Below are 24,399 nucleotides of genomic sequence, written 5' to 3' on the forward strand. Positions count from 1 at the left end.
TTTTTTTGTTTAGAACTTATTATATTTAAAATTACTTTAACGAAATAAAAATTTTCTAAAAATCGAAGAGTTAAAAATATTATATCTATGAAAAAATTTCATAATTTTTTTAATAAAATTAATTTAAAAATATTATCAGATTTATTTTATTTTTCAATTAGCTGTGTTATAATTGTTTAAGAAATTGATAATCAAATTCAAATATAAAAAAATTATTTCTTATTAAATAAGTAGGTGTAAAGATGCTTAGTTTGATAATGGCGCCATTAAATATAAATTTTAAAATTTTAAAAGTTAAAAGTTTAAAAAATAGTAGCGTAACTGAATCTTACCTTGCAAATCTTGGATTTGTTAAGGGTGCGATTATAAAAGTTGTAAACGAGAACGATGGTAATTTAATTGTTTCTATTAAAGATGCAAGAGTTGCTATAGGCAAAGACATTGCAAAAAAAGTTTTAGTAGAGGAGATGTAAATTTGCAAACATTAAGAGATGCAATTGTTGGTAGATATTATATTGTTAAAAAAATTAATGGTTCAGGTCCTTTAAAGAGAAGAATAATGGACATGGGAATCACAAAAAATGCTGAGATATACATAAGAAAGGTGGCACCTCTAGGGGACCCCGTACAAATTAACATTAGAAATTATGAGCTTAGCATAAGAAAAGCTGATGCTGAGCTCATTTCTATTGAAGAGATAGAAAAGAAGGAGGACTAAGATGGCTATTACTATTGCACTTGCTGGAAATCCTAATAGTGGTAAGTCCACTCTTTTCAACAACTTAACTGGTTCAAATCAATATGTTGGTAACTGGCCAGGGGTAACTGTTGAAAAAAAGACTGGCAAGTATAAAAAGGATAAAGATGTTCACTTCACAGATTTGCCTGGCATTTATTCACTTTCTCCATACACTTTGGAAGAAGTTGTATCAAGAGATTATTTGATAAATGAAAGACCAGATGCAATTATTGATGTTGTTGACGCAACAAATATTGAAAGAAATTTATTTTTGGCGACACAACTTGTTGAGCTTGGTATTCCAGTTGTAATTGCCCTTAATATGATGGATGTTGTTAGAAAAAATAATGACTTCATAGATATTAAGATGTTAGAAAAAGATCTTGGCTGTAAAATTGTTGAAATTTCTGCGCTAAAAAATGAGAATATAGATAAATTAATTGAGGCAGCAAGAAATGCAGCTAATTCAAAAACGACTCATTATCATGAATTTGAAGAGGATATTGAAAAATATATCAAAGAAATTGAAAAATTTAGTGTTATAAAAGATAATCCTGCCAAGAGATGGCTTGCAGTTAAATTTTTTGAAGAAGATGAAAAAATAATTAAAGAATATCCTTTATATGGAAATGAAACTAGAAGGCTAAAGGAAATTATTGAAGAAGCTGAAGAAAAATACGACGATGATGGAGAAGGCATAATAACTGATGGAAGATACAATTTTGTATCTGAAGTCACAAGAGATTCTGTAAAAAAAGGCAGAAAGGGAATGACTACTTCTGACAAGATCGATAGGATAGTTACAAATAGATTCTTGGCTATTCCAATTTTTGCTGGAGTAATAACTTTAGTTTATATATTGGCTATAAATTATGTTGGTGGGCCAGTAACTGACTGGGTAAATGACAATTTCTTTGGAGAAATTGTTGGAGGAAGCTTTAGAGGATTTTTAGAAAATGCTGGAACATCTGAATTTTTGACATCACTATTAGTTGATGGAATAATCGGTGGAGTTGGAGCAGTATTGGGATTTTTACCAGTTATTGCTGTTCTATTCTTATTTATCGCAATCCTAGAAGATATTGGATATATGTCTAGAATTGCCTTTATACTAGATAGAGTTTTCAGAAAATTTGGTTTATCTGGCAAGTCTTTCATTCCAATTTTAATGGGAACAGGTTGTTCTGTACCTGCAATTATGGGAACGAGGACCATTGAGTCAGACAATGACAGAAGGATGACTATTATGACTGCATCCTTTATGCCTTGCGGTGCCAAGCTAGATGTTATTGCAATGTTTGCTGCCTTTTTAGGTGGCAGATGGTGGTATGCACCTCTTTGGTACTTTGGCGGAATAATCGCTGTAGTAGTATCTGGAATAATTTTAAAGAAGACAAAGTATTTTTCTGGAGATCCAGCACCTTTTGTAATGGAACTTCCTGAGTACCACATGCCAAGTGCCCACAATGTTTTAAAGGCAACTTGGTTTAGATGTAAGGCCTTTGTAGTAAAGGCTGGAACAATAATCCTTCTAGCAACAGTTGTAATTTGGTTCTTGAAGAGCATTTCTGTTACAGGACACTTTATGGACTTCAATGCAGATCCTGAAGATTCAATTCTTGCAGTAATAGGAAAGGCCATTGCACCAGTATTTGCTCCTCTTGGCTTTGGCGATTGGATAGCAAGTGTTGCTACAATTCTTGGACTTGTTGCCAAAGAAATTGTAGTTGGAACCTATGGAGTTCTTGCAGGCATTGGGGAAGTTGGAGCAGAAGATGCTCCAATGGTTGCGCTTGTAGCTGAAAGATTTACTACAGCATCAGCCTTTGCCTTTGTTTTCTTCAACCAACTTACAGTTCCTTGCTTTGCAGCAACGGGAGCTATAAAAGAAGAAATGGGTTCAAAGAAATGGTTTGGACTAGCAATAGGGTATCAAATCTTATTCTCCTACACAGTTGCCTTTATGATTTATCAATTTGGAAGATTGCTTGAAGGTGGATCCTTTAATCTAATGACAGCCCTCGCTATAGTAGTTCTATTTATCTATGGTTACTTACTATTTAGAAAAGACAGGTCAAAGCTAAATGAAAGGGATTTTGAAAAGAAAAAGGATGAGGTGGTAAAGTATGAGTCCAATTAATATTTTAGTCGCCCTTGTTATAATTGCTGTAATTGCCCTTGCAGTAAAAAAAGTAATGCACAAAAAGAGTGGATGCGGATGTGGCTGCCAGTCTTGTCACAGCACCTGCTCAGTAAATGAAAAAAAAGGCTCTATGTCAAATATTGGGGAGACTCGTTAACTCGAGTCTCTTTCTTTATGTAAAAATCAATACTTATACACTAATGAACTATCAAATCTAAAATAACTAAAAAACCATTAAAAATAAGCATAGCAACAAAACCCCTAGGGGTTTTGCGAATTTTCCCGTTTTCCTATCACTACTTACATGCAAAAATAATTCTTTTTCTAAATAAATTAAAATTTTTCATACCAAAACAATTTTTCTTTAAAGTTTTTATCTTAGTATGTGTGCCTTCAAGAGGACCATTAGACCAATGACAGTCAAAAGAATTGCATATTTCATCAAACCACTTATTAAAAGCAGCGACACAAGATCTAAATTTTTTTAAATTTTATTAAATATATTCTAAGAAAATCTTGTAAAAATTTAGTAAAATTACACACTATAATTAAAAATGATAATTAAATGATATTAATTACCAATTTACATATAATTAATGTAATTTTCAAAAAAATATAAACACGTTTTTATATTACAATGTCATCAATAAAGATAAGTAGAAAGGATAATTAAAATGAGTAGAAAAAAGATTTTAGGATATATTTCTGCTATTATAGGTCTCTTGTTAGTGCTTGCACCAAAATTTATAACACCAGTTTGTCCTCCTATGGAAAATGGGATGTTCATGAAATGCCATTGGATGGGAAATATGACTATGGGTATTGGCGCAGTCATTTTAGTATTAGCAATTATTCTTATTGTAGTTAAAGATTCAAAAATATCTTTAGGATTATCTATTTCAAATATAGCAATTGGTATTTTAGAGATACTAAACACTCATGTGCTTATTGGTGGATGTATGAAAGCCGATATGGCTTGCAGAGCAAAAACCATTCCACTTTGCACATTGTTGGCAGGCATATTGGTTTTAGTTAATATTTATTATTGCATGAAAGAAAGAAATTCATAATGGAATCAATAATTAAAACTGAAAATTTAAGTAAGAGTTTTAAGAGAGGTTCTAATACACTTTTTGCAGTTAAAAATGTAAACTTTACCTTGGAGGAGGGAGAGTTTGTCAATATAATTGGCAGAAGTGGTTCAGGGAAGTCAACTTTTTTAAATCTTTTGTCTGGTTTATTAAAACCGACTGAAGGTAAAATTTTTGCTAAGGGCAAAGATATGAGTGATTTTTCTGATAGAGAAATTAGCAAATATAGGAATGAAGTCATAGGTTTTGTGCCACAAAGTCTAGGAACACTTCCAAATTTAAATGTTTTAGAGAATGTGTCTCTTCCTTATTATCTATTTAAAAGAGATGACTCTGCTTATGAAAAAGCAGCTATGCTTCTTGATGAGATGGGAATTTTGCATTTGAAAGATGATTTTCCTAAAAATTTATCTGGAGGAGAGCTAAAAAGAGTGCTGATAGCCAGATCTATGATTAATTCGCCGGAACTTTTGATTTTAGATGAGCCTACAAGTGATTTGGATAAAAATACTACTATGGAGATAATGGATTTATTAAAAAAAATAAATTCTAAAGGTACTGCACTTATTATAGTTACTCATGAGCTTGATATTTTAAAATATGGCAATACACTTTGCCAAATGGAAGATGGAAGTTTAATAAAAAAAGAGGGATAGAGATGAATTTATTAAAGAAAAGGACTAGCATTTTCGCAATGATAGTAATCATGATTAGCCTCACTTTCATGCCTGCTTTTGCAGCAGAAACAAATTATGGTAACTGGGTTGAAGTCGCTGATGCTATGTCAGAACATTTACAAAAAGCTGTGGAAGTTTATAAGCCTGGAGATAAGGATGCTAAAAAAGCGGCCACAGATGCAGTTAATGTTGCTTACTTTAAATTCTATGAAAAAATTGGATTTGAAAAAACAACTATGTCTGCAATTTCAGGCCAAAGGGGTTCAATGGTTGAACATCAATTTTACAGAGCAAAAAATTCTATCAAAGAAGATGCAGACCCAAAAGAAGTTAAAGATGAAATTGATGCACTTATAACTTATCTTCATGAAGATGCTCATACTCTTGATGGAACCTCTGGAGATTCTAAGTCCAGTGGTCAAAGTCAAGAAGACGCAAACAGCCTTTCAACAGGTCAATTGTTGGGAGAGCTGCTAAAAAGATTTGGCACATTTTTTGCAGTTCTTGGACTTACACTTCGTGAAGGACTTGAAGCCATTTTAGTTGTAGCTGCCATTGCTGCATATTTATCAAAGACTAATAATAGAATTTATTTAAAAGGTGTATATATTGGAGCCTTGCTAGGCATTGTTTTTTCAGTAGTCCTAGCTGGAGTATTTAATATCGTCGCCAATACAGTGGGAGAAGTTGAGTCTGGAATGGGACAAGAAATATTCGAAGGAATTGCGATGTTTCTTGCTGTTATCGTACTATTTTATGTATCCAATTGGATGCTTTCTAAATCTGAAGTCGAAGTTTGGAATAGATACATTAAAAACAAAGTTGAGCAATCTGTTTCCAAGGGTAATTATTTTGCCTTATCTTTCACTTCATTCTTAGCAGTAGCAAGAGAGGGTGCAGAACTTATTTTGTTTTTCCAAGGTATGAGAACAGGTATTTCTGATAATCCAATGCATATGTGGATTGGACTTTTAGTTGCCGCCATAATACTTGCAATTGTATATTATTTAATTGCTAAAGTTTCTGTAAGGCTACCATTAAAACCATTCTTTACATTTACTTCTTGGCTAATGTTTATACTTTGCTTGTCTTTCTTAGGAAAGGGCATAGGAGAATTACAAGAAGCAGATGTAATTGGCAGAACTGTAGTTCCTTGGATGAATGGATGGTCTGCTGAAGTTATAGGTATATACGATAGGTATGAAAATCTTATTCCACAAATTATTCTATTAGTAGTAACCATTGCTTCTGTTATCTATCAAAATAATAGAAACAAAAAAATTAGAGCTGAGCTTGAAGCCAGCCAAGAAAAAAAATAGGAGGGTATTATGTTAAAAAAGAAAAGTTTACTTCTTGTTGTTATGACGCTTGTGTGTGCATTAATGTTTACAGCTTGTGGTAAAAAAGAAGATACAAAAGCTAATAATACAGCTAAAACTTCTACAGAAGAAAAAACACCAGCTGAAGGAAACAAGAAAGAAGCAGGAGATGCAAAAGCTGCAGCTCCAGGAGAAGATGCAGGATTTGAAGAATTTCCAATTGGCGACGACCAAACTAAAGGACCTTTAGTAATCTCTGGTGTATATTTCCAACCAGTTGATATGGAACCAGCAGGAAACTCAATTCCTAAAGAAGAAGCTGACTGCCATATTGAAGCTGACATTACAGCATCACAAGAAGGTTCAACATTAGGTTATGGTGTTGGTGATTTTGTTCCATGGTTAAAAGTAAAAGCTTATTTACAAAAGAAAGGTTCAGATCATGTTCAAGAAGTAGCTTTCATGCCAATGAACGCATCTGATGGTCCTCACTATGGTGCAAATGTTAAATTTGACGAAGGTGTTGGTGTTTATGATGTAAAATTTGAAGTAGCTGCACCAGGCAATGACTACTTACTACACGTAGATAAAGAAACTGGTGTAACAGGTAGATTCTGGACAGAACCACTTGTTGCAGAATGGACTGACTTCGAATGGAACGGACCACAATGGTAAAATTTTGAAAATTTTTAATATTTTGAAGGGGAATTCATGTTCCCCTTATATGCATTTATGGGGGGTGAAATTATTTTAAAAATTTTTATTAAAGTTATGGAGGCGGGAATAGCCTTTTCTCTAATGATTTCTTTAATACTTGCCTATTATACAACTAAAGAGAGCAAATATAAAAAGTATGTTATTATAATTTCTTTAGTTTTAGGGGTAATTGCAGCAATTGTTTCAATAATTATAAGAAATATACCTAATTTTATTAATAGGACAGAATTGAATTTCTGGTCTATGGTACCCATAGTTATCTCAGTATTTTTAATATTAATTTTTATGATATTTGAAGATAAGATAAATGCTAAAATTTATGATAATTTCATTTCATCATCGGTTGTTGTTTATCTTGTAGGAATTTGTTTTTATTATTTACCGTATGTATTTAACCAATCAAACAAATTTGTATATTATGGCGAAAGTGCTGTTTCAACTATTGTACTTTTTAGGATTTTAGGCTTTGTTTTTGGGATAATTATGATGATTTTATCAGGACTTGCCATATATAAGTCTTCAGTTAAACTTGAAGGTAAAAACTTAAAGATTATTGTTTTTTTGAGCTTGATATGTTCGGGTATAAGCCAATTTAATATCATAATTCAAAGATTTTATTCTAAAGGGATCATTCCTAGAAATGTTAACTTTTTTAGAGTTATTGCATTTATAGCTAATCACGAAAATGTGTTTTTATTTGCAACAATGTTAATTATGATAGCTATTCCAGTAATTTTATATAAGCAAAATATTAAAGTTAATGAAGATTATAGCAATAGGGCTCAGTTAAGAAAAATAAAGTATAGAATGAAGAATAAAAGACATTGGGCAATTTTTTTCCTTGTCGTTCTATTTATTAATACTTTTTCATTAACGGTTGGAAAGGCATATGCTAATAAGGAACAGGCCCTTTCACCACCTGAAGATTATCAAACTGAAAATGGAATGATTGTTATTCCTTTAAGTAGCTTAGAAGATATGCATTTGCACAGATATTTGTATAAGGCAAAGGATGGTGCACAAATGAGATTTTTCTGCATTAAAAAATCAGAAGGTTCCTATGGAGTTGTACTTGATGCCTGCGAGATATGTGGTCCATCTGGATATTTTGAAAGAGGCGATGATGTTATTTGTAAGTTGTGCGACGTTGTAATGAATAGGGGTACAATAGGTTTTAAGGGTGGATGTAACCCGATACCTTTCCCATACATTGTCCATGATAAAAAGATAAAGATTGCGCCAAAAGATCTTGACGCATTGTCTTATGTATTTAAGTAGGAGGGCTTATGTTTTGGAGAATAGTTAAAGGAGCGCTTTTTAGACAAAAGGGAAAGATGGCTCTTATTGCATTTACAGTTGCCCTTGGAGCTTCTCTTGCCACTTCAATGTTAAATACCATGCTCGGTGTTGGAGATAAAGTTAATCAAGAATTAAAGACCTATGGGGCAAATATTAATGTATTGCCTAAGGAAGCTTCCCTTCTTGATGATTTGTATGGCATGCAAGAAAAAGAGGGGCAGGTTCAAAAATATTTAAAGGAATCAGAACTTCCTAACATTAAAACTATTTTTTGGGCTTACAATATTGTAGACTATACGCCATATCTTAACACTTGGGTTTCTTGTAATAATGATTCTAAACATACTAAGATGGTAGGAACATGGTTTAATAATCATATGGATTTGCCTACTGGAGAATCAGTTGATACTGGTATGATTAGACTTAAAAACTGGTGGGAAGTTCAAGGCGAGTGGTTATCAGAAAATGATAGCGATTCAGTTATGCTTGGAAAGATTTTTGCAGACAGAAATGGATTTAAAGTTGGTGATGAAATCCAACTAAAAAGCAATAATTTAGACAAAAAATTAAAAGTTAAGGGTATTTTCTCATCAGGTTCTGATGAAGATGCATTTATATATGCTACTTTAAAAACAGCACAAGAGTTTGCTGGAGTTACTGGAGTTGTAAATAAAGTTGAAGTATCAGCTCTTACTACACCAGACAATGACTTAGCAAGAAAGGCTGCCAAAAACCCACTATCTTTAACTATTAAGGAATGGGAAGTATGGTATTGTACAGCTTATGTTTCTGCTATTTGTTATCAAATAACAGAAGTAATGACTGATTCTGTAGCTAAGCCAATTCGCCAAGTTGCAGAAAGTGAAGGAGATATTTTAAATAAGACTACTCTTCTTATGGTTTTAATTACAGTATTAACTTTGATTGGTTCAGGCTTTGGTATTTCTAATCTTATTACAGCATCTGTAATGGAAAGATCTAATGAAATTGGACTTCAAAAAGCTATAGGGGCGTCAAATGGAAGGATAATTTCCATAATTCTTGTGGAAATAATTTTGACAGCGATATTTGGAACAGTTATAGGTTACGGTGTTGGTCTGCTACTTACTCAGATTATTGGTCTAACAGTTTTTGGTTCAGCAATAGCTCCAACAGCTATGGTAGTTCCTATTGTAGCAATACTTATTATTCTTGTTACAATATTGGGTTCAATACCAGCTATAAGATACCTTTTGAATTTAAATCCAACGGAGGTACTACATGGCAGATAAACAAAGTAAAAATAAATTTTACTTAAAAATGATAATGACTTCCTTGGCAAGGAGACGTGCAAGAATGTTAACAGCACTACTTGCTATAGCTATGGGAGCAACAATTATTTCAGGACTTGTTACTATTTACTATGATATTCCTAGACAAATGGGTAAGGAGTTTAGGTCTTATGGTGCAAATATGTTGGTAATTCCAACTAACCCTGATAAAAAAATTACCAATGAACAGTTAGATGAAATTAAATCGTTAATTCCATCAGGAAAGCTTGTCGGTCAGGCACCCTATATTTATACAAATGCAAAAATTAATGAACAACCTTATATGCTTGCAGGTACAGATTTAAAGGGAGCGAAAGAAAATTCTCCATACTGGCTTATTGATGGTTCATGGCCTGAAAAACCTAGAGAAGTTTTAATAGGTAATGAAGTTTCAAAGGCTTTGGAATTAAAAGAGGGAGATAAAATTATTATAAATACTCCCAAAGTTAATGGAGAAGGTTCTATAGATACTAATTTTGTTGTTTCAGGAGTTGTAACAACAGGTGGTAAAGAAGAAGAATTTATTTTTATGGGTATTGATGATATTTCACAGCTTGTTAAAGACAAAAATTATGATGTCGTAGAATATTCAGTAGAAGCTGAACAAAATGAACTTTCAAAAATAGTATCAAATATTTCACAAAAGGATGGATCTCTAACTCCACAAATGGTAAAAAGAGTTACCGCCTCACAAGATATAGTTTTGAATAAATTACAAGCTCTTGTCTTCATTGTAACGATAATAGTATTATTCATAATGATGATATGTGTATCCACAACAATGATGGCAGTTGTAACTGAAAGGCGTAAAGAAATAGGTCTTAAGAAAGCTTTGGGCGCCACAAATTCGTCAGTAATCGTTGACTTTTTAGGTGAAGGAGCATTTTTGGGGGTTTTTGGTGGACTTTTAGGTGTTGCATTAGGATATATATTTGCCAATAGGGTAAGTATTTCGGTATTTGCTAGAAAGGTAAGTTTCTTGCCTCTTTTAGTACCTATGACAATTATTGTTTGTATAGTAATAACTATAGTTGCATCTTTAATACCAGTATCTAAAACTGTTGATATTGATCCAGCTTTAGTGCTTCGTGGAGAATAGAAAGGAATTTTATGGATATATTAAAACTCGTAGATGTTTCAAAAATTTATGGTGAACTTAAAGCCCTTGACAAAATCAATTTAAGTGTAGAAAAGGGCGAATGGATTTCTATAATGGGTCCATCAGGTTCTGGTAAAACAACAATGATGAATATTATTGGTGCCATGGATAAACCTTCACTTGGCGAAGTTATTTTGGATGGTGAAGATATAGCAAAAAAATCACCTAAGGAACTAACAGTTATTAGAAGGGATAAGATAGGACTTATTTTCCAACAATTTCATTTAGTTAATTATTTAAGTGCTTTGGAAAATGTAATGATGTCACAATATTATCATTCTATGCCAGATGCACAAGAAGCAATGGAAGCTTTGGCTGCAGTAGGTCTTGCTGATAGAGCCAAGCACTTACCCAACCAATTATCAGGTGGGGAACAACAAAGAGTATGTATAGCTAGAGCTCTTATCAATCATCCTGCTATACTTTTAGCTGATGAACCTACGGGAAATTTGGATGAAAAGAATGAATATATAGTTCTTGATATATTTGAAAAACTTCACAATGCAGGTTCAACAATTATTGTTGTAACTCACGACCCTGAAGTCGGTGAAGAATCTGAAAGAATGATAACTCTTGAACATGGTAAGATTACAAAAGAAGAAAAAATGAAAAGAAAAAGACCTGTTCTTGATTCTACAATAAAAGACGAAAAACTTAAGGAGTTTATATGAGAAAAATTTTAAATGCATTAATAATTTTATCTTTGGGGCTTGTCCTAGTTGCTTGTGGAGGAGATAAAAAAGAAGAAGCTCCAAGCGTAAGCTATAAGGACGGCACATATCATGGAGAATCTGCCAAGGATGAAAGAGGCGGACTTGTAAAAGTGGATATAAGTGTTAAAGACAATAAGATTGAATCTTGCACAATGCAAAACATTGATGGAGATGGAAAAGAAAAGGATGAATCTTATGGTCAAAGCCAAAATGAAGGACTATATAAGATTGCCCAACAAGCTATAAATCTTGCAAAGTCATACCCAGATAGATTAGTGGAAAAAGGAAGTCCTGAAGGAGTGGACGTTATTTCGGGAGCAACAGAAACCTACAAGCAATTTATAGAAGCTTGCAACAATGCTCTTGCTGATGCAAAATAATGAAAGATTTATACACAGTTAATTTAGCAAAAAAGAATATAGAAAATAAAAAGACAAGGTCAATTACCTTAATTTTTCTTGTAGGAATTTTAACTTTTATTTTATTTATGTCGTCATTTATAATTTTTTCTCTTAAAAACGGCATGAAATCTCTATCAGATAGGATGGGGGCAGACATTATAGTAGTTCCAGAAGGTTATGATTCCAAAATTACAGGCGCAATATTAAGGGGAGAACCTAATACATTCTTTTTTGACAAGGACATATTAAATAGAGTAAAAAAAATACCAGGAGTTGAAAAGGCTTGTGGTCAAGTTTATCTAGCGACACTTTCTGCTGGATGCTGCTCTTTTCCCATTCAAGTTATAGGAATTGACTTTTTTGATGACTTTAGCGTTAAACCATGGCTTGAAAAACAGATCAAATCTCCAATTAAAGCTGGACAAGTTGTTGTAGGCGCTAATATTGTGGGGACTATTAATCATAAGGTTAAATTTTTTAATCAAGAATTTGAGATAAGAGGTAGGCTAGCAAAAACTGGCATGGGCTTTGATAATTCAGTTTTTATGACAATAGAAGAAACTCATAGATTAGCCAAGGAATATGAAAAGATAATTAATCATCCGGTGGCAAAAAAAGATGATATATCTTCTATTTTAGTAAAAGTTGAAAAAAACAAAGATCCAAAAACAATTCAAAAACTTATTAAAGAAGAATTTAAAAAAGAAAAAGTGTATCCTTTATTGCCAAGAAAAATAATGACACAAGTTTCAGATTCAGCAAAAAACATGCTTGTATATGTGTATATATTGATAGCTTTGATTTGGATACTAGCTTTCTTTATTTTAAGTCTTGTAAATACCTTATCAGTTAAGGAAAGGAAAAGAGAATTTGCAACCATAAGGATATTAGGAGCAACAAAGAAAAAACTTAGTGAAATAGTTCTTAGTGAATCCATACTGATTAATGGAACAGGGGCAGTAATAGGTTCTGTGCTTTCCTTCGTTTTAAGTATAACTTTCAATAATGTATTTTCATCACTTTTGAATATGCCTTTTTTAAGACCAAATATATTCCTTATGCTTTTAATGTTAATAATAGTAATAATTTTAGGAACCTTATTAGGACCAATATCTTCAATTATTGCTATTAATAAAATGAATAAAGAAGAATTATTGTTGATGCAAAGAGATAATGATTAAAATAGGCTCTTTGCCAAATATTGGGGAGACTCCTTAACTCGAGTCTCTCTTTTTATTTAAAAATAAATACTTAGATGCTAATAGAATATCAAAACTAAAATAAGTAAAAACTATTAAAAATAAACATAGCAAACAAAACCCCTAGGGATTTTGTAAAATTTTCCCATTTTCCTATCCCTACTTACAAGCAAACATAATTCTCTTTCTAAACAAATTAAAATTTTTCATACCAAAACAATTTCTCTTTAAAGTCTTTATCTTAGTATGAGTTCCTTCAAGAGGACCATTAGACCAAGTATAATCAAAAGAATTACATATTTCATCAAACCAGTTATTAAAAGCAGTTATACAAGATTTAAATTCTTTTAAATTAGATTCCTCAGCTCATTTTATCCATTCTCTTAAAGATTTAGTGGCTATAACTCTATTGGTTTGAGTAAGAACATATTGGTACCCACAGGGCACACAGTAAAATAATTCTTTTAACCTATATGCTAATTTTTAAATCTTCACTAAAACCAAGCATTAAAGAAACACCTTCAGCTTGATCAGAGCTTAGCTTAGAGCAGATTTTGTAAGTAGGCTCCTACTTCTCTTATTATTAAGAGAAGGTGAAATTATGGCTAATATAATAGTTGGAGCAGTAGTTATAGTTTTGATAGCTTTCGCTATAAAAAACTTATAAAAAGTAAGGGATCTTGTGATTGTGGTTGTGACGCTTGTCATGGTTCATGTCCAACATATTACCTACACAAATAAAAAATATAGAAGGGATGTCTTTTTGAAGGCATTCCTTTTTTTATGCATCAAAAGTTTAAAGTCCTTGCAGTAATAATTTTTTTATAAAAGAGCCATAATTTTTTATTTTTTTTGAAAAAGCAAGTTCTTTATTTAAGCTTAGCCTAAAAACACACTTTGGACTTTAAAAGCTCATTATTACAAAAACTAAAGCACAAAAACTTAAAAAATTGAGCTTTTTTTTAAGAAAGTTTTAATTTAAAATCATTAGAAATTATTTATAAATAATTTTTTCGCATTGCAAAAAGATTATTCATTATGCGAAATGTGAAAATTTAGTGAAATTTTCAAAAGTGAAATAATTCCCTTGAATTAGAATTACAAAGTAATATAATGAGAAATGCACAAGGAAATAAAAAGAGTGGTGATATTTTTGAAAGAAAGTATAGATAGTATTTTAGCAATAGATCAAAAGACTAGAGAACTTGTCGATAATACTGAAAAAGAAATCGAAAGTATTAAAAAAGACTTGAGGGAAAAGTTGACTGATATTGAAAATGAATCAATTGAAAAGTCAAAAGCTCTTGGAAAAGAAAAGAGCGATGAAATTTTAGCTGACTTTGAAAAAAAAGCTGATAATTTGAGAAAGGATAACGAAAGAAATCTTAAAGAGATAGAAGAATTTTACAATGAAAATTCTGACAAATTCATAAAGAGTGCCTTTGATATGGTGATTGGAAGGAAGTCAAATGTTTGATGGTCTAAAGGCTTTAAATGCTAAGATTTCAAAAATGTATTCTGATTTTTTAGTATATGAAGATTTTGAGGAAATTGCCGAAAGGGACAATGTAAGGGACTGCCTAGCATATCTAAAGGATAAAAAGTTTCCTAACATTGATTCTTTTTCAGATATTTATGAAATTGAAGAGTTCTTGGAAAATTATAGGCGAAGTGAGGTTACAAAACTTCGTGGTTTTCTTCCTCTAAGATATGGAGATTTTTTGAAGGCATATTTAGAGAGGATGAATGTCGATAAGATTATTAAAATCTTGAGAGCTTTGAGGATGAATAAAGAGCCAAAAGTTGACAAACTTGTTATCGGAGGCAAGATCATTAGCTTTAATGATGAGACTTTCGAGTCTTTTATAGACAATTTAAGGGATACTCACTATTATGAGTATATAAAAAATTATAAGTCTTCAAAGGATGAGGATGCTCTCTTTGCCATAGAAATGAATTTAGACAAGTTTTATTATAGGAACTTAACTGATTCAATAAAATCTCTTTCAAAAGATGAAGTTGATGAATTTAAGAAGATTTTTGGTGTAAATATTGATTTATTAAATATTATTTGGATTTATAGGGCGAAGAAATATTATAATCTTTCGCCTGAAGAAATTTTCAACTTTACTATTTTTGGTGGTAATTATAATTCTGAAAAACTTCTTGAGTTTTCTTATTTAGAAGAAATTGATTTTGAAGAAGTGATAAAAAGCTCTAAATATGGCGTACTTTTTGCAGAGGGAAGAGTTATCAGAACTGGAAGGACTGCAAAAAAGACAATGTATGGGATTGCAAAGAAAAACTTTAGAAGAACTGATGGTATTGGAAAATTCATGAGCTTTTTGGTTTTATTGGATTTTGAGATTGCAAATATTGATAGAATTCTAGAAGCTACTAGGTTTGGTCTAAATAAGGATGAAAAGTTAAAATATATGATTGTTGATAGAGAGGGAAGTGAAGAAATTGGCCGTTGAAAAAATGAAGGTCGCTAATATCATTGGAAATATATCTGATATGGATTCTGTTGTCCTTGACATTTTAAATTTGAAATGTATGCAATTTATGTCTGCTGAAGCTAATATGGCAGACAACAAGTTTACATTTAGCTTAGACAATGAAGAAAATTTAGAGAGAAATCTTGAGTTAAACTATATTTCGCCTATTGAAGAGGATGAAGCTCACAAATCTTCTGCTAAAAAAGCAGCTGAGATTATGAAGTTTTTGGGAATCGACAAAATTGATGATTCTTACTTTGAAAAGGTAAATGTGGATGAAGACATTGATTCCTTTGTAAAAAATATCAGTGAAAAAATTAATGAATATGAACAAACTAAAGAAAATTTAAAAATCCTTGATACTTTAAAGGAAAATTATGAATTATTTAAAAATGTTGATATTGATTTAAAAGACATCGCTGATTTAAGATACTTCAATACTAGGTTTGGTTTCTTGGACAAGGATGCAAGATATAGATTAAAGAAAAATTATGGCAATATCTTGGCGATGATTTATCACACAGGCACTGTTGATAATAGAGAGCTTTTCCTAGTAATTTATCCAAAGGAAACGGAAACTGATGTAGACAGAGTTCTAAAGAGCTTGAACTTTACTGAAGTTGAACTTCTTGGGGAAAATATCGAAGGAACAGCTAATTTAATTTATAAAAACATTGAAGAAGAAGAGGAAAATATTAAGAGAAAGATTTTTGAAATTGAAGAATATAAAAAGAATCTTTTGAAAAGTAGAAGTGAAGATTTAAAAACTACTCTTGCTCACATGCTTAGCTATGAAGAAATTGAAAAATCTAAGAAGTTTATGCTTAAATCAAATAAATATTTTTATCTTTCAGGTTGGGTTGGAGAATCTGATAAAAATAGGTTAAATAAAAAGCTATCTAAATACAAAGAGATTAATATTGAGTATTTTGATCCCAATAATGAGAATATGAAAATTCCAACAAAGTTAAAAAATGCAAATTTTTTCAAGCCCTTTGAACTACTAATAAATATGTATGGGACACCTAATTATGGGGAATTTGACCCTACTGTAATTTTTGGTATAACATACATGATTCTTTTTGGAGCAATGTTTGGCGATTTGGGTCAAGGGGCTGTATTTGCAATTGCTGGACTGATGTTAGCAAAGAAGAACAAAGACTTTGGCGGTCTTCTTTTAAGGATGGGTGCATCATCTATGTTTTTTGGCTTGATGTATGGATCGGTTTTTGGAAGCGAAGAAATTATTCCTGCAGTGTGGTTTAGGCCCTTTGAAAATATAAATGATACACTTATAATTGCAATTTACTTTGGCATTATTTTACTTGCCATAGCCTATGGCATAGGTATTTACAATAGACTAAAAAGTGGTAGACCAGATGAAGCCTTTTTCTCAAAGGAAGGTTTTTTGGGAGTTTTAATTTTTGTTGCAATGATTAACATTGGCATGTCAGTTATGGGAGCAAGTGCCCCTATACCTATGAATATCTCACTTAAAATTTTAATTGTATGTCTTGTGATTATGCTATTAAAAAGACCTATTCTTAAAGTTTTATTTAAGAGAGAAGGAGAAGGATCTGCCTCAGATTATTATATTGAGTCATCCTTTGGGCTATTAGAAGCTCTTTTGTCAACTATGTCATCTATTATTTCATTTATAAGGGTAGGTGCCTTTGCAATAAATCACGTTGGTTTGTTCTTGGCATTTAAGACACTTGGAGAAATGGTTGGTTCAAGTGGAGGAAATATTGCAGTTTTAATTTTTGGCAATATTTTGATTTTAGGACTTGAAGGTCTAATTGTATTTATTCAATCTCTAAGACTTGAATATTACGAAATGTTTAGCAAGTATTATAGTGGTGACGGCGTACTTTTTGAAGCCGATAAAATTTATTAATGAGGAGTTTAAAGATGGAAAAAATTATTATTTTCGCAGTTTTGACAGTATTTTCAATGGTTGTTACAGGTTTTTATTTCATATACAAGGGAACAGATGCAAATAGAAAATTTGCCCGTGCTTTTTTGAAACTTAACCTATTTGTTTTTGCACCAGTATTTGTATTTGGTCTTATTTCATTAGTACCTCAAATGGCATCAGCTGCAGCAGCTGCTCCAACATCAGGTAACGGTCTTGGATTTTTAGCAGCAGGTCTTTCAACTGGTCTTGCATCTCTTGGGGCTGGTGTTGCCGTATCAAACGTAGGTTCTGCAGCAATTGGGGCTGTATCTGAAGACCCTAACATTCTTGGTAAATCAATGATCTACCTAGGACTTGCAGAAGGTATTGCTATTTATGGTCTTATCATTTCAATCATGATTCTTGGAAGACTATAATAATGAAGTCAATTCTTTTAACATCAAATGACGATATAATTAACGGCCTTCGCCTTGCAGGTGTAAGGTCTGTTAAATGTAATGACAGAGCTGAACTTTTAAAAAATTTCAAATCATACACAAAAACTGAAGATATTGGAATAATTATTTTGACTTACTCTTCCTTTAAGGAAATTAAGGATGAAGTTTTGGAATTTAAACTTACAGGTAAGCTTCCACTTGTTGTAACTATTCCCGATCTCGACGGTAAAATGGAAGATGATTTTATTTTGAAATATGTCAGAGAATCTGTTGGTGTGAAAGCTGTAGGTGATTAAATGATTTTACTTGAAAACAAAATTGCCATATTCAACAAAATTGTTTTTTTAAAGCAAAAGGAAGAATGTGAAAAGAGGATAAGAGAAGAAAAGGAAAAGGCTAAAAAGATTTTGGCTGAAAAAATTGAATCTCTTAAAAATGATGAAGAAGCTTTTGTCGATAGAAGAGTTACTTTAGCTAAGAGAAGAGGATATGAGCTTATTGCTTCTGTTGAAGAAAAAAAGAGAGTTCTCTTCTTAGAAGAAGATGAAAAACTATTAAATGAGTTATTAGATACTCTTTCACAAAAACTTTTAGCATTTACCAAGACTGATGAATATGTGGATTTAGAAACTGAAAACTTTAAAGACATTTTAGATGAAATAGATGAAAAGAGTATTTATCTCTATGTAAAGAAGGATGAAAATGAAAAGCTTATTGAAAAATTTAAAGAAATTGCCAAGGAAAAGGGCGTTGAATTAAATATAGATGAGCTTTATGAATACCACATAGGTGGTTTTATAATTTCTGATATGAAAAGGACTTACAATATCAACTTGTCACTAAAAAACAAGTTGGAAGATATGAGATATGAAATTGGCTCTATGCTACATGAAAAATTAAAAGAAAGAGGTGAGGTCATTGGAAAAGGCAACAATTAAATCAGTTGACGGACCTGTTGTAATTGGAAAAAATATGGCTGATTATAAAATAAGAGAAATGGTTCTTGTTGGAGAAAAAAAATTAATTGGCGAAGTTATTTCAATTGACGGTGACCTTGGCACAGTGCAAGTTTACGAAGAAACTGAAGGTCTAAAAAGAGATGAAGATATAATCTCAACTGGCGCTCCTCTTTCTGTTAAACTTGGGCCTGGAATGATTAGAGGTATTTTTGATGGTATTGAAAGACCTCTTGAATCTATAAAAAAAGAGCATGGCTCCTTTATGCCTGAAGGCCTTGGACTTATTTCCCTTGATGAAGAAAAACTTTGGGATGTAACTTTTAAGGTTTCTCTACATGACAAGGTTCGTGGCGGACAAATTTTTGCAGAAGTTCCTGAAACTGATATTATTACTCACAAAGTTATGATTCCTCCAGAAGTAAGTGGCGAAGTAGTAGAAATTCTTGACGATGGAAAATATAATATTGAAACAGTTTTATTAAAGGTCAAGGATGAATATGGAAAGATAAACGAAATAAAAATGTATCAAAACTGGCCAGTAAGAATTCCTAGACCAGTTAAGGAAAGACTTCCTATTGACAAACTTCTTGTCACTGGACAAAGAGTTTTTGATGTATTTTTCCCAATTGCCAAGGGTGGTACTACAGCAATTCCTGGTGGGTTTGGTACTGGAAAGACTATGACTCAACATCAAATAGCAAAGTATTGCGATGCTGATATTATTATCTACATTGGCTGTGGAGAACGTGGCAATGAAATGACAGAAGTTTTGGAAGATTTTCCAAAGCTAATTGACCCTAACACGGGCAAGGCACTTATGGATAGGACTATCCTAATTGCCAACACATCTAATATGCCAGTTGCTGCTCGTGAAGCGTCAATTTATACTGGTGTAACTATGGCAGAATATTTTAGGGACATGGGCTATCATGTAGCCTTAATGGGCGACTCAACTTCTCGTTGGGCAGAAGCTCTTCGTGAAATTTCTGGTCGTCTAGAAGAAATGCCTGCAGAAGAAGGATACCCTGCTTATCTTCCATCAAGAATTGCAGGATTCTATGAAAGGGCTGGTTATGTAAAGACACTTTCAAGTAGCGAAGGTTCTGTAACACTTATTGGTGCAGTTTCTCCTGCTGGTGGAGACTTCTCTGAGCCAGTAACTGAAAATACAAAGAGATTTGTAAATGTATTTTTGGCACTAGACAAGGAACTTGCCTACTCAAGACATTATCCAGCTATTAACTGGATGAATTCTTATTCTGGTTATATTCCACTTCTCAAGAATTATTATGACATGAGACTTGATGGGGATCTTCCTGATTTGAGAATAAAATATTTAGATTTACTTCACAAAGAAGCAAAATTAAATGAAATTGTAATGCTAGTTGGCGAAGATGTTTTGCCAGATGAAGAAAGACTTGTCCTAGAAATATGCCGTGTTGTAAAAGTTGGCTTCTTACAACAAAATGCCTTTAACCCAATTGACACCTTTGTGCCACTAGAAAAGCAATTTGAAATGTTAAAGACAATTGACAATCTTTATGAAAAGGGAAAGGAAGCTTTAAAACTTAAAATTCCAATTTCAGTAATAAAGAACGATGCCCTTTACGGAAAAGTAATCAACATGAAGTACGATATAGAAAACGAAAATTTAAAGAAATTTGTAAGCTTGAACAATGAAATAAATGACTTTTATTTAGAGCTTAGCGGAAGCTATGGTGATGAAGAATGAAAAAAGAATATTTAACACTTGATAGAATTGAAGGCTCCTTACTAGAACTTTCTAATCTTCACAGAGTTAGTTATGGCGAAGTTGTAAAGATTATATCAAAGGACGGCAAGAGGTCTGAAATTGGTCAAGTAATAAAAATTGATGATGACAAGGCAATTGTTCAGGTCTTTGGCAACAACTTAGGTGTGTCCACAAAAAATACTAAGGTAGAATTTTCTGCTCATCCCTTTGAAATACCACTATCAGGAGAAATTTTGGGAAGGGTATTTAATGGAACAGCTGAGCCAATAGACAAGGGTGGTGCAATCTATTCCAAGGATGTATATAACATCAACGGCAGACCAATAAACCCATCAGCAAGAGAATACCCAAGAAACTTTATCCAAACAGGTATATCTTCAATTGATGGGCTAATGACCCTAATTAGGGGACAAAAACTTCCAATTTTTTCAGGATCAGGACTTCCACACAATGAAGTTGCTGCACAAATTGTAAGACAGGCAAAAATTGCCGACGAAGGCGGAGAAAATAACTTTGCCATAGTTTTTGCTGCCATTGGCGTAAAGCATGATGAAGCAGACTTTTTTAGAGAAAGCTTTAAAAATTCTGGCGTAATTGACAAGGTAGTAATGTATATAAATTATGCAGATGATCCAATTATGGAAAGATTAATTGCACCAAAGTGTGCCTTAACAGCTGCAGAATATTTAGCCTTTGAAAAAAACATGCAAGTTCTTGTAATAATGACAGACATCACTTCCTATGCTGAAGCCCTAAGAGAAGTTTCTTCATCAAGAGAAGAAGTGCCATCAAGAAAGGGCTATCCAGGACACCTTTATTCAGACCTAGCAGCTCTTTATGAAAGGGCTGGTATGATTAAGGATAGCGATGGTTCAGTAACACTTATTCCAATTCTTACAATGCCTAATGATGATATTACTCATCCAATCCCAGACTTAACTGGCTATATCACAGAAGGTCAAATTGTAGTAAGTCGTGATTTGTTCGCCAAGGGAGTTTATCCACCGATTGATGTTCTTCCGTCTCTTTCAAGACTTATGAAGGACGGCATTGGGGAAGGATACACAAGAGAAGATCATCCAGATTTATCTTCTCAACTTTTTGCATCATATTCAAAGGTACAAGAAACTAGAGCCCTTGCACAAATTATTGGCGAAGATGACATTTCTGATGATGAAAAATTAGTTTTAAAATTTGGAAATGAGTTTGAAAAGAGATTTTTGACACAAGACCAAAATGAAAATAGAGATATAGAAGAGACCCTAAATTTAGGTTGGGAACTTCTAAAGATTCTTCCTCCTGAAATGATTGATAGAATTGACCCTAAGTTAAAAGAAAAATATTTAGGTGATAATAATGGCAATTAAGGTCACACCAACTAAGGCAAATTTAATAGCATCAAAGAATGCTCTTGTCTTAGCAGAGAAGGGTTATGACCTTCTCGACAAAAAGAGAACTGTCCTCATAAAAGAGATGATGGACTTAAATAAAAATGCCAAGACCTTACAATTTCAAATAGAAGAGAAATTTAAAGATTCTTATGATGAACTTGTTATGGCGACAATTTCTATGGGAGCACTTTCTCTTAAAGAATTAGGGGAAGCTGCACCAGAAGAAAATGATTTTGAGGTCATTTCTCGCTCAGTAATGGGACTTGAACTTCCGAAGGTTAAGTATGAGAAGAAAAAGATCAAGGCAGACTATTCTCTTCACAAATCTAATGCAGCCTTTGACAGGGCAAAAATTAATATTTCTGAAATTCTTCCAGTTATTTATGAACTTGCAGAGATAGAGACATCTGTCTTTAGACTTGCAAATGAAATAAAAAAGACTGCCAAGAGAGCAAATGCTCTTGATAAAATTCAAATACCTAAGTACAATCATATAATTAGTGAGATAGAAGAGATTCTTGCAGAAAAAGAAAGAGAAGATTTCTTCAGACTTAAAAAGGTAAAGAATAAAAAGAATAAAAAAAATGAAGAAGTTAAAGAAAATAAATAGAATAGACTATAAAAAGATCCTAGAGCTAATTGAAGTTTTAGGATTTTTTTGATGTAAAATTTTTCAAAAAATTTTTATTTTTCTCTTGCATTTTTTTGAAAGTTGTATATAATAATTATTGTATTAAGTAATTGGTACAAAGATACAAAACATTTTATTTTACTTTAAAATAAAAAGAGCAAGTAAAAGCAAATGAAATATTAGCTAATAAAAATTATATGAAGGAGGTAAATATGGAATTTGATAATAATAGACCTATTTATCTACAACTTCTTGAAGATTTCAAATTAAAAATTTCAAGTGGACAGTGGAAGAGTGGGGACAAGATGGACACTGTTAGAAATTTGGCAAAAATTTATGGTGTAAATCCAAACACAGTGCAAAGAGCTCTTCAAGAGCTAGAGAGAGAAGATCTCGCTAAATCAAATAGGACTAGCGGAAGATTTATAACTGATGACGAGGAAAAAATTAATGAGTTGGCAAAGGGAGCTTTCTATAGGTCATGCGACGATTTAATTAGTGTCGCAGATGAGCTGAAGCTGACAAAGGAAAAGTCGCTTAAACTTTTAGATGAATATTGGAGGGAAATATGAGCAAATTAGAAATAAAAAATTTATCTATGGGCTACAAAAATAAAGTTCTTGATGATTTAAACTTAGAACTTGAAAAGGGACAGATTGTTGGGCTTGTTGGACCAAATGGAGCAGGTAAATCGACTCTTTTAAGAATTCTTGCAGGTTTAGAAATGACTTACAAGGGAAATGTCCTAATAGATGGAGAAAATATTACTTACAAAACAGGGGAAATTTTATCTTATCAACCTGATAAGTTTGCTATGAGTGAAAAACTTTCTGTTAAAGAAGTTGTTAAGACTTACAAACTATTTTTTAAAGACTTCGATGAGGACAAATTTTATAAAATATTTAATGAATTTAACTTACCACAAAAGGCAAAGGTAAAGGAAATGAGTAAGGGTATGAGAGAAAAAATGCAAATTGCACTTAGTCTTTCAAGAAAGGCTGAAATATTTTTACTTGACGAACCAATTTCTGGTGTGGATCCTTCTGCGAGAAAGGCAATAATCCAAACTATTTTAAATAATTTTGAAGAAGATAACCTAATCATAGTTTCAACTCATCTTATAAATCAAATTGAACCACTTTTAGACAGAGTTTTATTCCTATCAGATGGAAAGATTATGATAAATAAAACCGTTGATGAGATAAGAAGTGAAGAAAATATGAGCATAGAAGACTACTTTACGGAGGTATTTTAATGGGAAAATTACTTGGACATCAAATAAGAAATCATTTTAAAAATAATTGGTTTATTCCAGTTTTGCCAGTGGCCCTAATTATTTTTGGATTATTATTCTCAAATGTTAATAATTCAGTTGGTGATAGTGCAATTGTTTTGGGAGTGATGGCACTAATGTTTGGCTACATGGCAGCAGCTATATCAGTAATAGTTGGCGATTACAATATGTTCTTTGGCGACAGTGCCCTATTTTATGAATCAACACCAATTAGTCCTTCAGCAAAAACTTTTTCAAGATTCTTATATTATCTTATAATGTTTATAATCTATTCACTTTATGTAGCGTTAATTGAGTTCTTATTTATGGCGGTTCCATCTGTTGATGGTGGAGTAATAAATATAAATTGGGCAGATTTAAGTGAGGTAATTAATGAAGTTGGAGTAAGAAACATATTAGTACTTCTTGCTTGGATTCTAATATTTTTATTTAACCACATAATTAGAATAATCTTTGCAGTGACACTTGGCGGCGGAAAAAAACTAAGAAGATTTGGACTAGGTGGACCAGTCCTTGTTTATATAGGACTAGGACTTGTGGAAGGAGCAGTCATCTATATCTTAGATAAATTTGACCTATTTACAAATATGGAACTCTTCCTAAACAATGGAGATGTATTTATGAGGGGGATGGGAATAGGAATACTAATCCCAATGATTCTAGAAACAATAGTCTTATTCTTTGCAGTTTATTATATGCACAAAAATAGAATTTCTGTAAATTAATTTAATTAGATAAATAGTTCATGGGA

General features: G+C 32.3%; 26 protein-coding genes and 2 pseudogenes. 26 read left to right on the forward strand and 2 right to left on the reverse strand.

What is annotated here, in order from left to right; genetic code table 11:
• The first annotated feature begins 242 nt into the window (after window positions 1–242).
• Genes PTSHG_RS08620 through PTSHG_RS09700 form a run of 4 tightly spaced genes read left to right on the forward strand, consistent with a single transcriptional unit; the run spans window position 243 to window position 3,039 of the window.
• Entirely contained in the window at window positions 243–473 is a 231-nt protein-coding gene (locus PTSHG_RS08620) for a FeoA family protein (protein ID WP_019108500.1), read from the forward strand.
• Between the two features lie 2 nt (window positions 474–475).
• Complete coding sequence (locus PTSHG_RS08625) at window positions 476–718, forward strand: FeoA family protein (protein ID WP_019108501.1); 243 nt, start codon at window positions 476–478, stop codon at window positions 716–718.
• Window position 719: 1 nt separating this feature from the next.
• Window positions 720–2,879 carry a ferrous iron transport protein B gene (feoB, locus tag PTSHG_RS08630; RefSeq protein ID WP_019108502.1) on the forward strand — a complete coding sequence of 720 codons (2,160 nt, stop codon included), beginning with the start codon at window positions 720–722 and terminating at the stop codon, window positions 2,877–2,879.
• Window positions 2,866–3,039, forward strand: a complete 174-nt coding sequence (locus tag PTSHG_RS09700; protein WP_019108503.1) for a FeoB-associated Cys-rich membrane protein — start codon at window positions 2,866–2,868, stop codon at window positions 3,037–3,039. Before feoB ends, PTSHG_RS09700 begins: the two co-directional genes overlap by 14 nt.
• Window positions 3,040–3,178: 139 nt before the next feature.
• On the opposite strand, the pseudogene PTSHG_RS10330 reads toward PTSHG_RS09700, so the two are convergent.
• Window positions 3,179–3,358 (reverse strand): annotated as a pseudogene (locus PTSHG_RS10330) (transposase); the annotation flags it as partial.
• Between the two features lie 198 nt (window positions 3,359–3,556).
• On the opposite strand from PTSHG_RS10330, the gene PTSHG_RS08640 reads away from it, so the two are divergent.
• Genes PTSHG_RS08640 through PTSHG_RS08685 form a run of 10 tightly spaced genes read left to right on the forward strand, consistent with a single transcriptional unit; the run spans window position 3,557 to window position 12,749 of the window.
• Entirely contained in the window at window positions 3,557–3,952 is a 396-nt protein-coding gene (locus tag PTSHG_RS08640) for a DUF4418 family protein (protein ID WP_019108504.1), read from the forward strand.
• Window positions 3,952–4,629 (forward strand): ABC transporter ATP-binding protein, encoded by a 678-nt coding sequence (locus PTSHG_RS08645; protein ID WP_019108505.1) that lies wholly within the window; start codon window positions 3,952–3,954, stop codon window positions 4,627–4,629. Before PTSHG_RS08640 ends, PTSHG_RS08645 begins: the two co-directional genes overlap by 1 nt.
• Window positions 4,630–4,631: 2 nt before the next feature.
• Window positions 4,632–5,969, forward strand: a complete 1,338-nt coding sequence (locus tag PTSHG_RS08650; RefSeq protein WP_019108506.1) for an FTR1 family iron permease — start codon at window positions 4,632–4,634, stop codon at window positions 5,967–5,969.
• Window positions 5,970–5,978: 9 nt separating this feature from the next.
• The gene (locus PTSHG_RS08655; RefSeq protein WP_019108507.1) at window positions 5,979–6,644 is read left to right on the forward strand and encodes an iron transporter; all 666 of its coding nucleotides are present in this window, start codon (window positions 5,979–5,981) and stop codon (window positions 6,642–6,644) included.
• 57 nt (window positions 6,645–6,701) lie between these two features.
• The gene (locus tag PTSHG_RS08660) at window positions 6,702–7,964 is read left to right on the forward strand and encodes a DUF2318 domain-containing protein (RefSeq protein WP_026088882.1); all 1,263 of its coding nucleotides are present in this window, start codon (window positions 6,702–6,704) and stop codon (window positions 7,962–7,964) included.
• 8 nt (window positions 7,965–7,972) lie between these two features.
• Entirely contained in the window at window positions 7,973–9,256 is a 1,284-nt protein-coding gene (locus tag PTSHG_RS08665) for an ABC transporter permease (protein ID WP_019108509.1), read from the forward strand.
• Entirely contained in the window at window positions 9,246–10,394 is a 1,149-nt protein-coding gene (locus PTSHG_RS08670) for an ABC transporter permease (RefSeq protein WP_019108510.1), read from the forward strand. Before PTSHG_RS08665 ends, PTSHG_RS08670 begins: the two co-directional genes overlap by 11 nt.
• Before the next feature lie 11 nt (window positions 10,395–10,405).
• Complete coding sequence (locus PTSHG_RS08675) at window positions 10,406–11,125, forward strand: ABC transporter ATP-binding protein (protein ID WP_005953892.1); 720 nt, start codon at window positions 10,406–10,408, stop codon at window positions 11,123–11,125.
• Window positions 11,122–11,547, forward strand: a complete 426-nt coding sequence (locus PTSHG_RS08680) for an FMN-binding protein (protein ID WP_019108511.1) — start codon at window positions 11,122–11,124, stop codon at window positions 11,545–11,547. Before PTSHG_RS08675 ends, PTSHG_RS08680 begins: the two co-directional genes overlap by 4 nt.
• Window positions 11,547–12,749: an ABC transporter permease gene (locus PTSHG_RS08685; protein ID WP_019108512.1), complete on the forward strand. Its 1,203-nt coding sequence runs from the start codon at window positions 11,547–11,549 to the stop codon at window positions 12,747–12,749. Before PTSHG_RS08680 ends, PTSHG_RS08685 begins: the two co-directional genes overlap by 1 nt.
• Window positions 12,750–12,926: 177 nt before the next feature.
• On the opposite strand, the pseudogene PTSHG_RS10270 reads toward PTSHG_RS08685, so the two are convergent.
• Window positions 12,927–13,121 (reverse strand): annotated as a pseudogene (locus PTSHG_RS10270) (transposase); the annotation flags it as partial.
• A gap of 790 nt (window positions 13,122–13,911) precedes the next feature.
• On the opposite strand from PTSHG_RS10270, the gene PTSHG_RS08690 reads away from it, so the two are divergent.
• From PTSHG_RS08690 to PTSHG_RS08745, 12 genes are all read left to right on the forward strand, one after another.
• Window positions 13,912–14,244, forward strand: a complete 333-nt coding sequence (locus PTSHG_RS08690) for a hypothetical protein (RefSeq protein WP_238318778.1) — start codon at window positions 13,912–13,914, stop codon at window positions 14,242–14,244.
• Window positions 14,237–15,244: a V0D/AC39 family V-type ATPase subunit gene (locus tag PTSHG_RS08695; protein ID WP_019108514.1), complete on the forward strand. Its 1,008-nt coding sequence runs from the start codon at window positions 14,237–14,239 to the stop codon at window positions 15,242–15,244. The genes PTSHG_RS08690 and PTSHG_RS08695 overlap by 8 nt, the downstream gene beginning before the upstream one ends.
• Entirely contained in the window at window positions 15,225–17,162 is a 1,938-nt protein-coding gene (locus tag PTSHG_RS08700; protein WP_019108515.1) for a V-type ATP synthase subunit I, read from the forward strand. Before PTSHG_RS08695 ends, PTSHG_RS08700 begins: the two co-directional genes overlap by 20 nt.
• A gap of 14 nt (window positions 17,163–17,176) precedes the next feature.
• The gene (locus tag PTSHG_RS08705) at window positions 17,177–17,599 is read left to right on the forward strand and encodes an ATP synthase subunit C (protein ID WP_019108516.1); all 423 of its coding nucleotides are present in this window, start codon (window positions 17,177–17,179) and stop codon (window positions 17,597–17,599) included.
• Window positions 17,600–17,601: 2 nt separating this feature from the next.
• On the forward strand, window positions 17,602–17,916 hold the full coding sequence (locus PTSHG_RS08710; RefSeq protein WP_019108517.1) for a V-type ATP synthase subunit F: 315 nt from the start codon (window positions 17,602–17,604) through the stop codon (window positions 17,914–17,916).
• Window positions 17,917–18,558: a type III PLP-dependent enzyme domain-containing protein gene (locus PTSHG_RS08715; RefSeq protein WP_019108518.1), complete on the forward strand. Its 642-nt coding sequence runs from the start codon at window positions 17,917–17,919 to the stop codon at window positions 18,556–18,558.
• Window positions 18,539–20,311 carry a V-type ATP synthase subunit A gene (locus PTSHG_RS08720; protein ID WP_019108519.1) on the forward strand — a complete coding sequence of 591 codons (1,773 nt, stop codon included), beginning with the start codon at window positions 18,539–18,541 and terminating at the stop codon, window positions 20,309–20,311. Before PTSHG_RS08715 ends, PTSHG_RS08720 begins: the two co-directional genes overlap by 20 nt.
• A complete protein-coding gene (locus PTSHG_RS08725) occupies window positions 20,308–21,699 on the forward strand; it encodes a V-type ATP synthase subunit B (RefSeq protein WP_019108520.1) in 1,392 nt (463 codons plus the stop codon). Before PTSHG_RS08720 ends, PTSHG_RS08725 begins: the two co-directional genes overlap by 4 nt.
• Complete coding sequence (locus PTSHG_RS08730; protein WP_019108521.1) at window positions 21,689–22,333, forward strand: V-type ATP synthase subunit D; 645 nt, start codon at window positions 21,689–21,691, stop codon at window positions 22,331–22,333. Before PTSHG_RS08725 ends, PTSHG_RS08730 begins: the two co-directional genes overlap by 11 nt.
• Before the next feature lie 233 nt (window positions 22,334–22,566).
• Window positions 22,567–22,926, forward strand: a complete 360-nt coding sequence (locus PTSHG_RS08735; protein ID WP_019108522.1) for a GntR family transcriptional regulator — start codon at window positions 22,567–22,569, stop codon at window positions 22,924–22,926.
• Window positions 22,923–23,609, forward strand: coding sequence for an ABC transporter ATP-binding protein (locus tag PTSHG_RS08740; RefSeq protein ID WP_019108523.1), 687 nt, complete (start codon window positions 22,923–22,925; stop codon window positions 23,607–23,609). The genes PTSHG_RS08735 and PTSHG_RS08740 overlap by 4 nt, the downstream gene beginning before the upstream one ends.
• Window positions 23,609–24,373 carry a hypothetical protein gene (locus PTSHG_RS08745; RefSeq protein ID WP_019108524.1) on the forward strand — a complete coding sequence of 255 codons (765 nt, stop codon included), beginning with the start codon at window positions 23,609–23,611 and terminating at the stop codon, window positions 24,371–24,373. The genes PTSHG_RS08740 and PTSHG_RS08745 overlap by 1 nt, the downstream gene beginning before the upstream one ends.
• The last annotated feature ends 26 nt before the right edge of the window (window positions 24,374–24,399 follow it).

The organism is Peptoniphilus senegalensis JC140 (genome assembly GCF_000321025.1).
GTDB classification, from domain to species: Bacteria; Bacillota; Clostridia; order Tissierellales; family Peptoniphilaceae; genus Peptoniphilus_A; species Peptoniphilus_A senegalensis.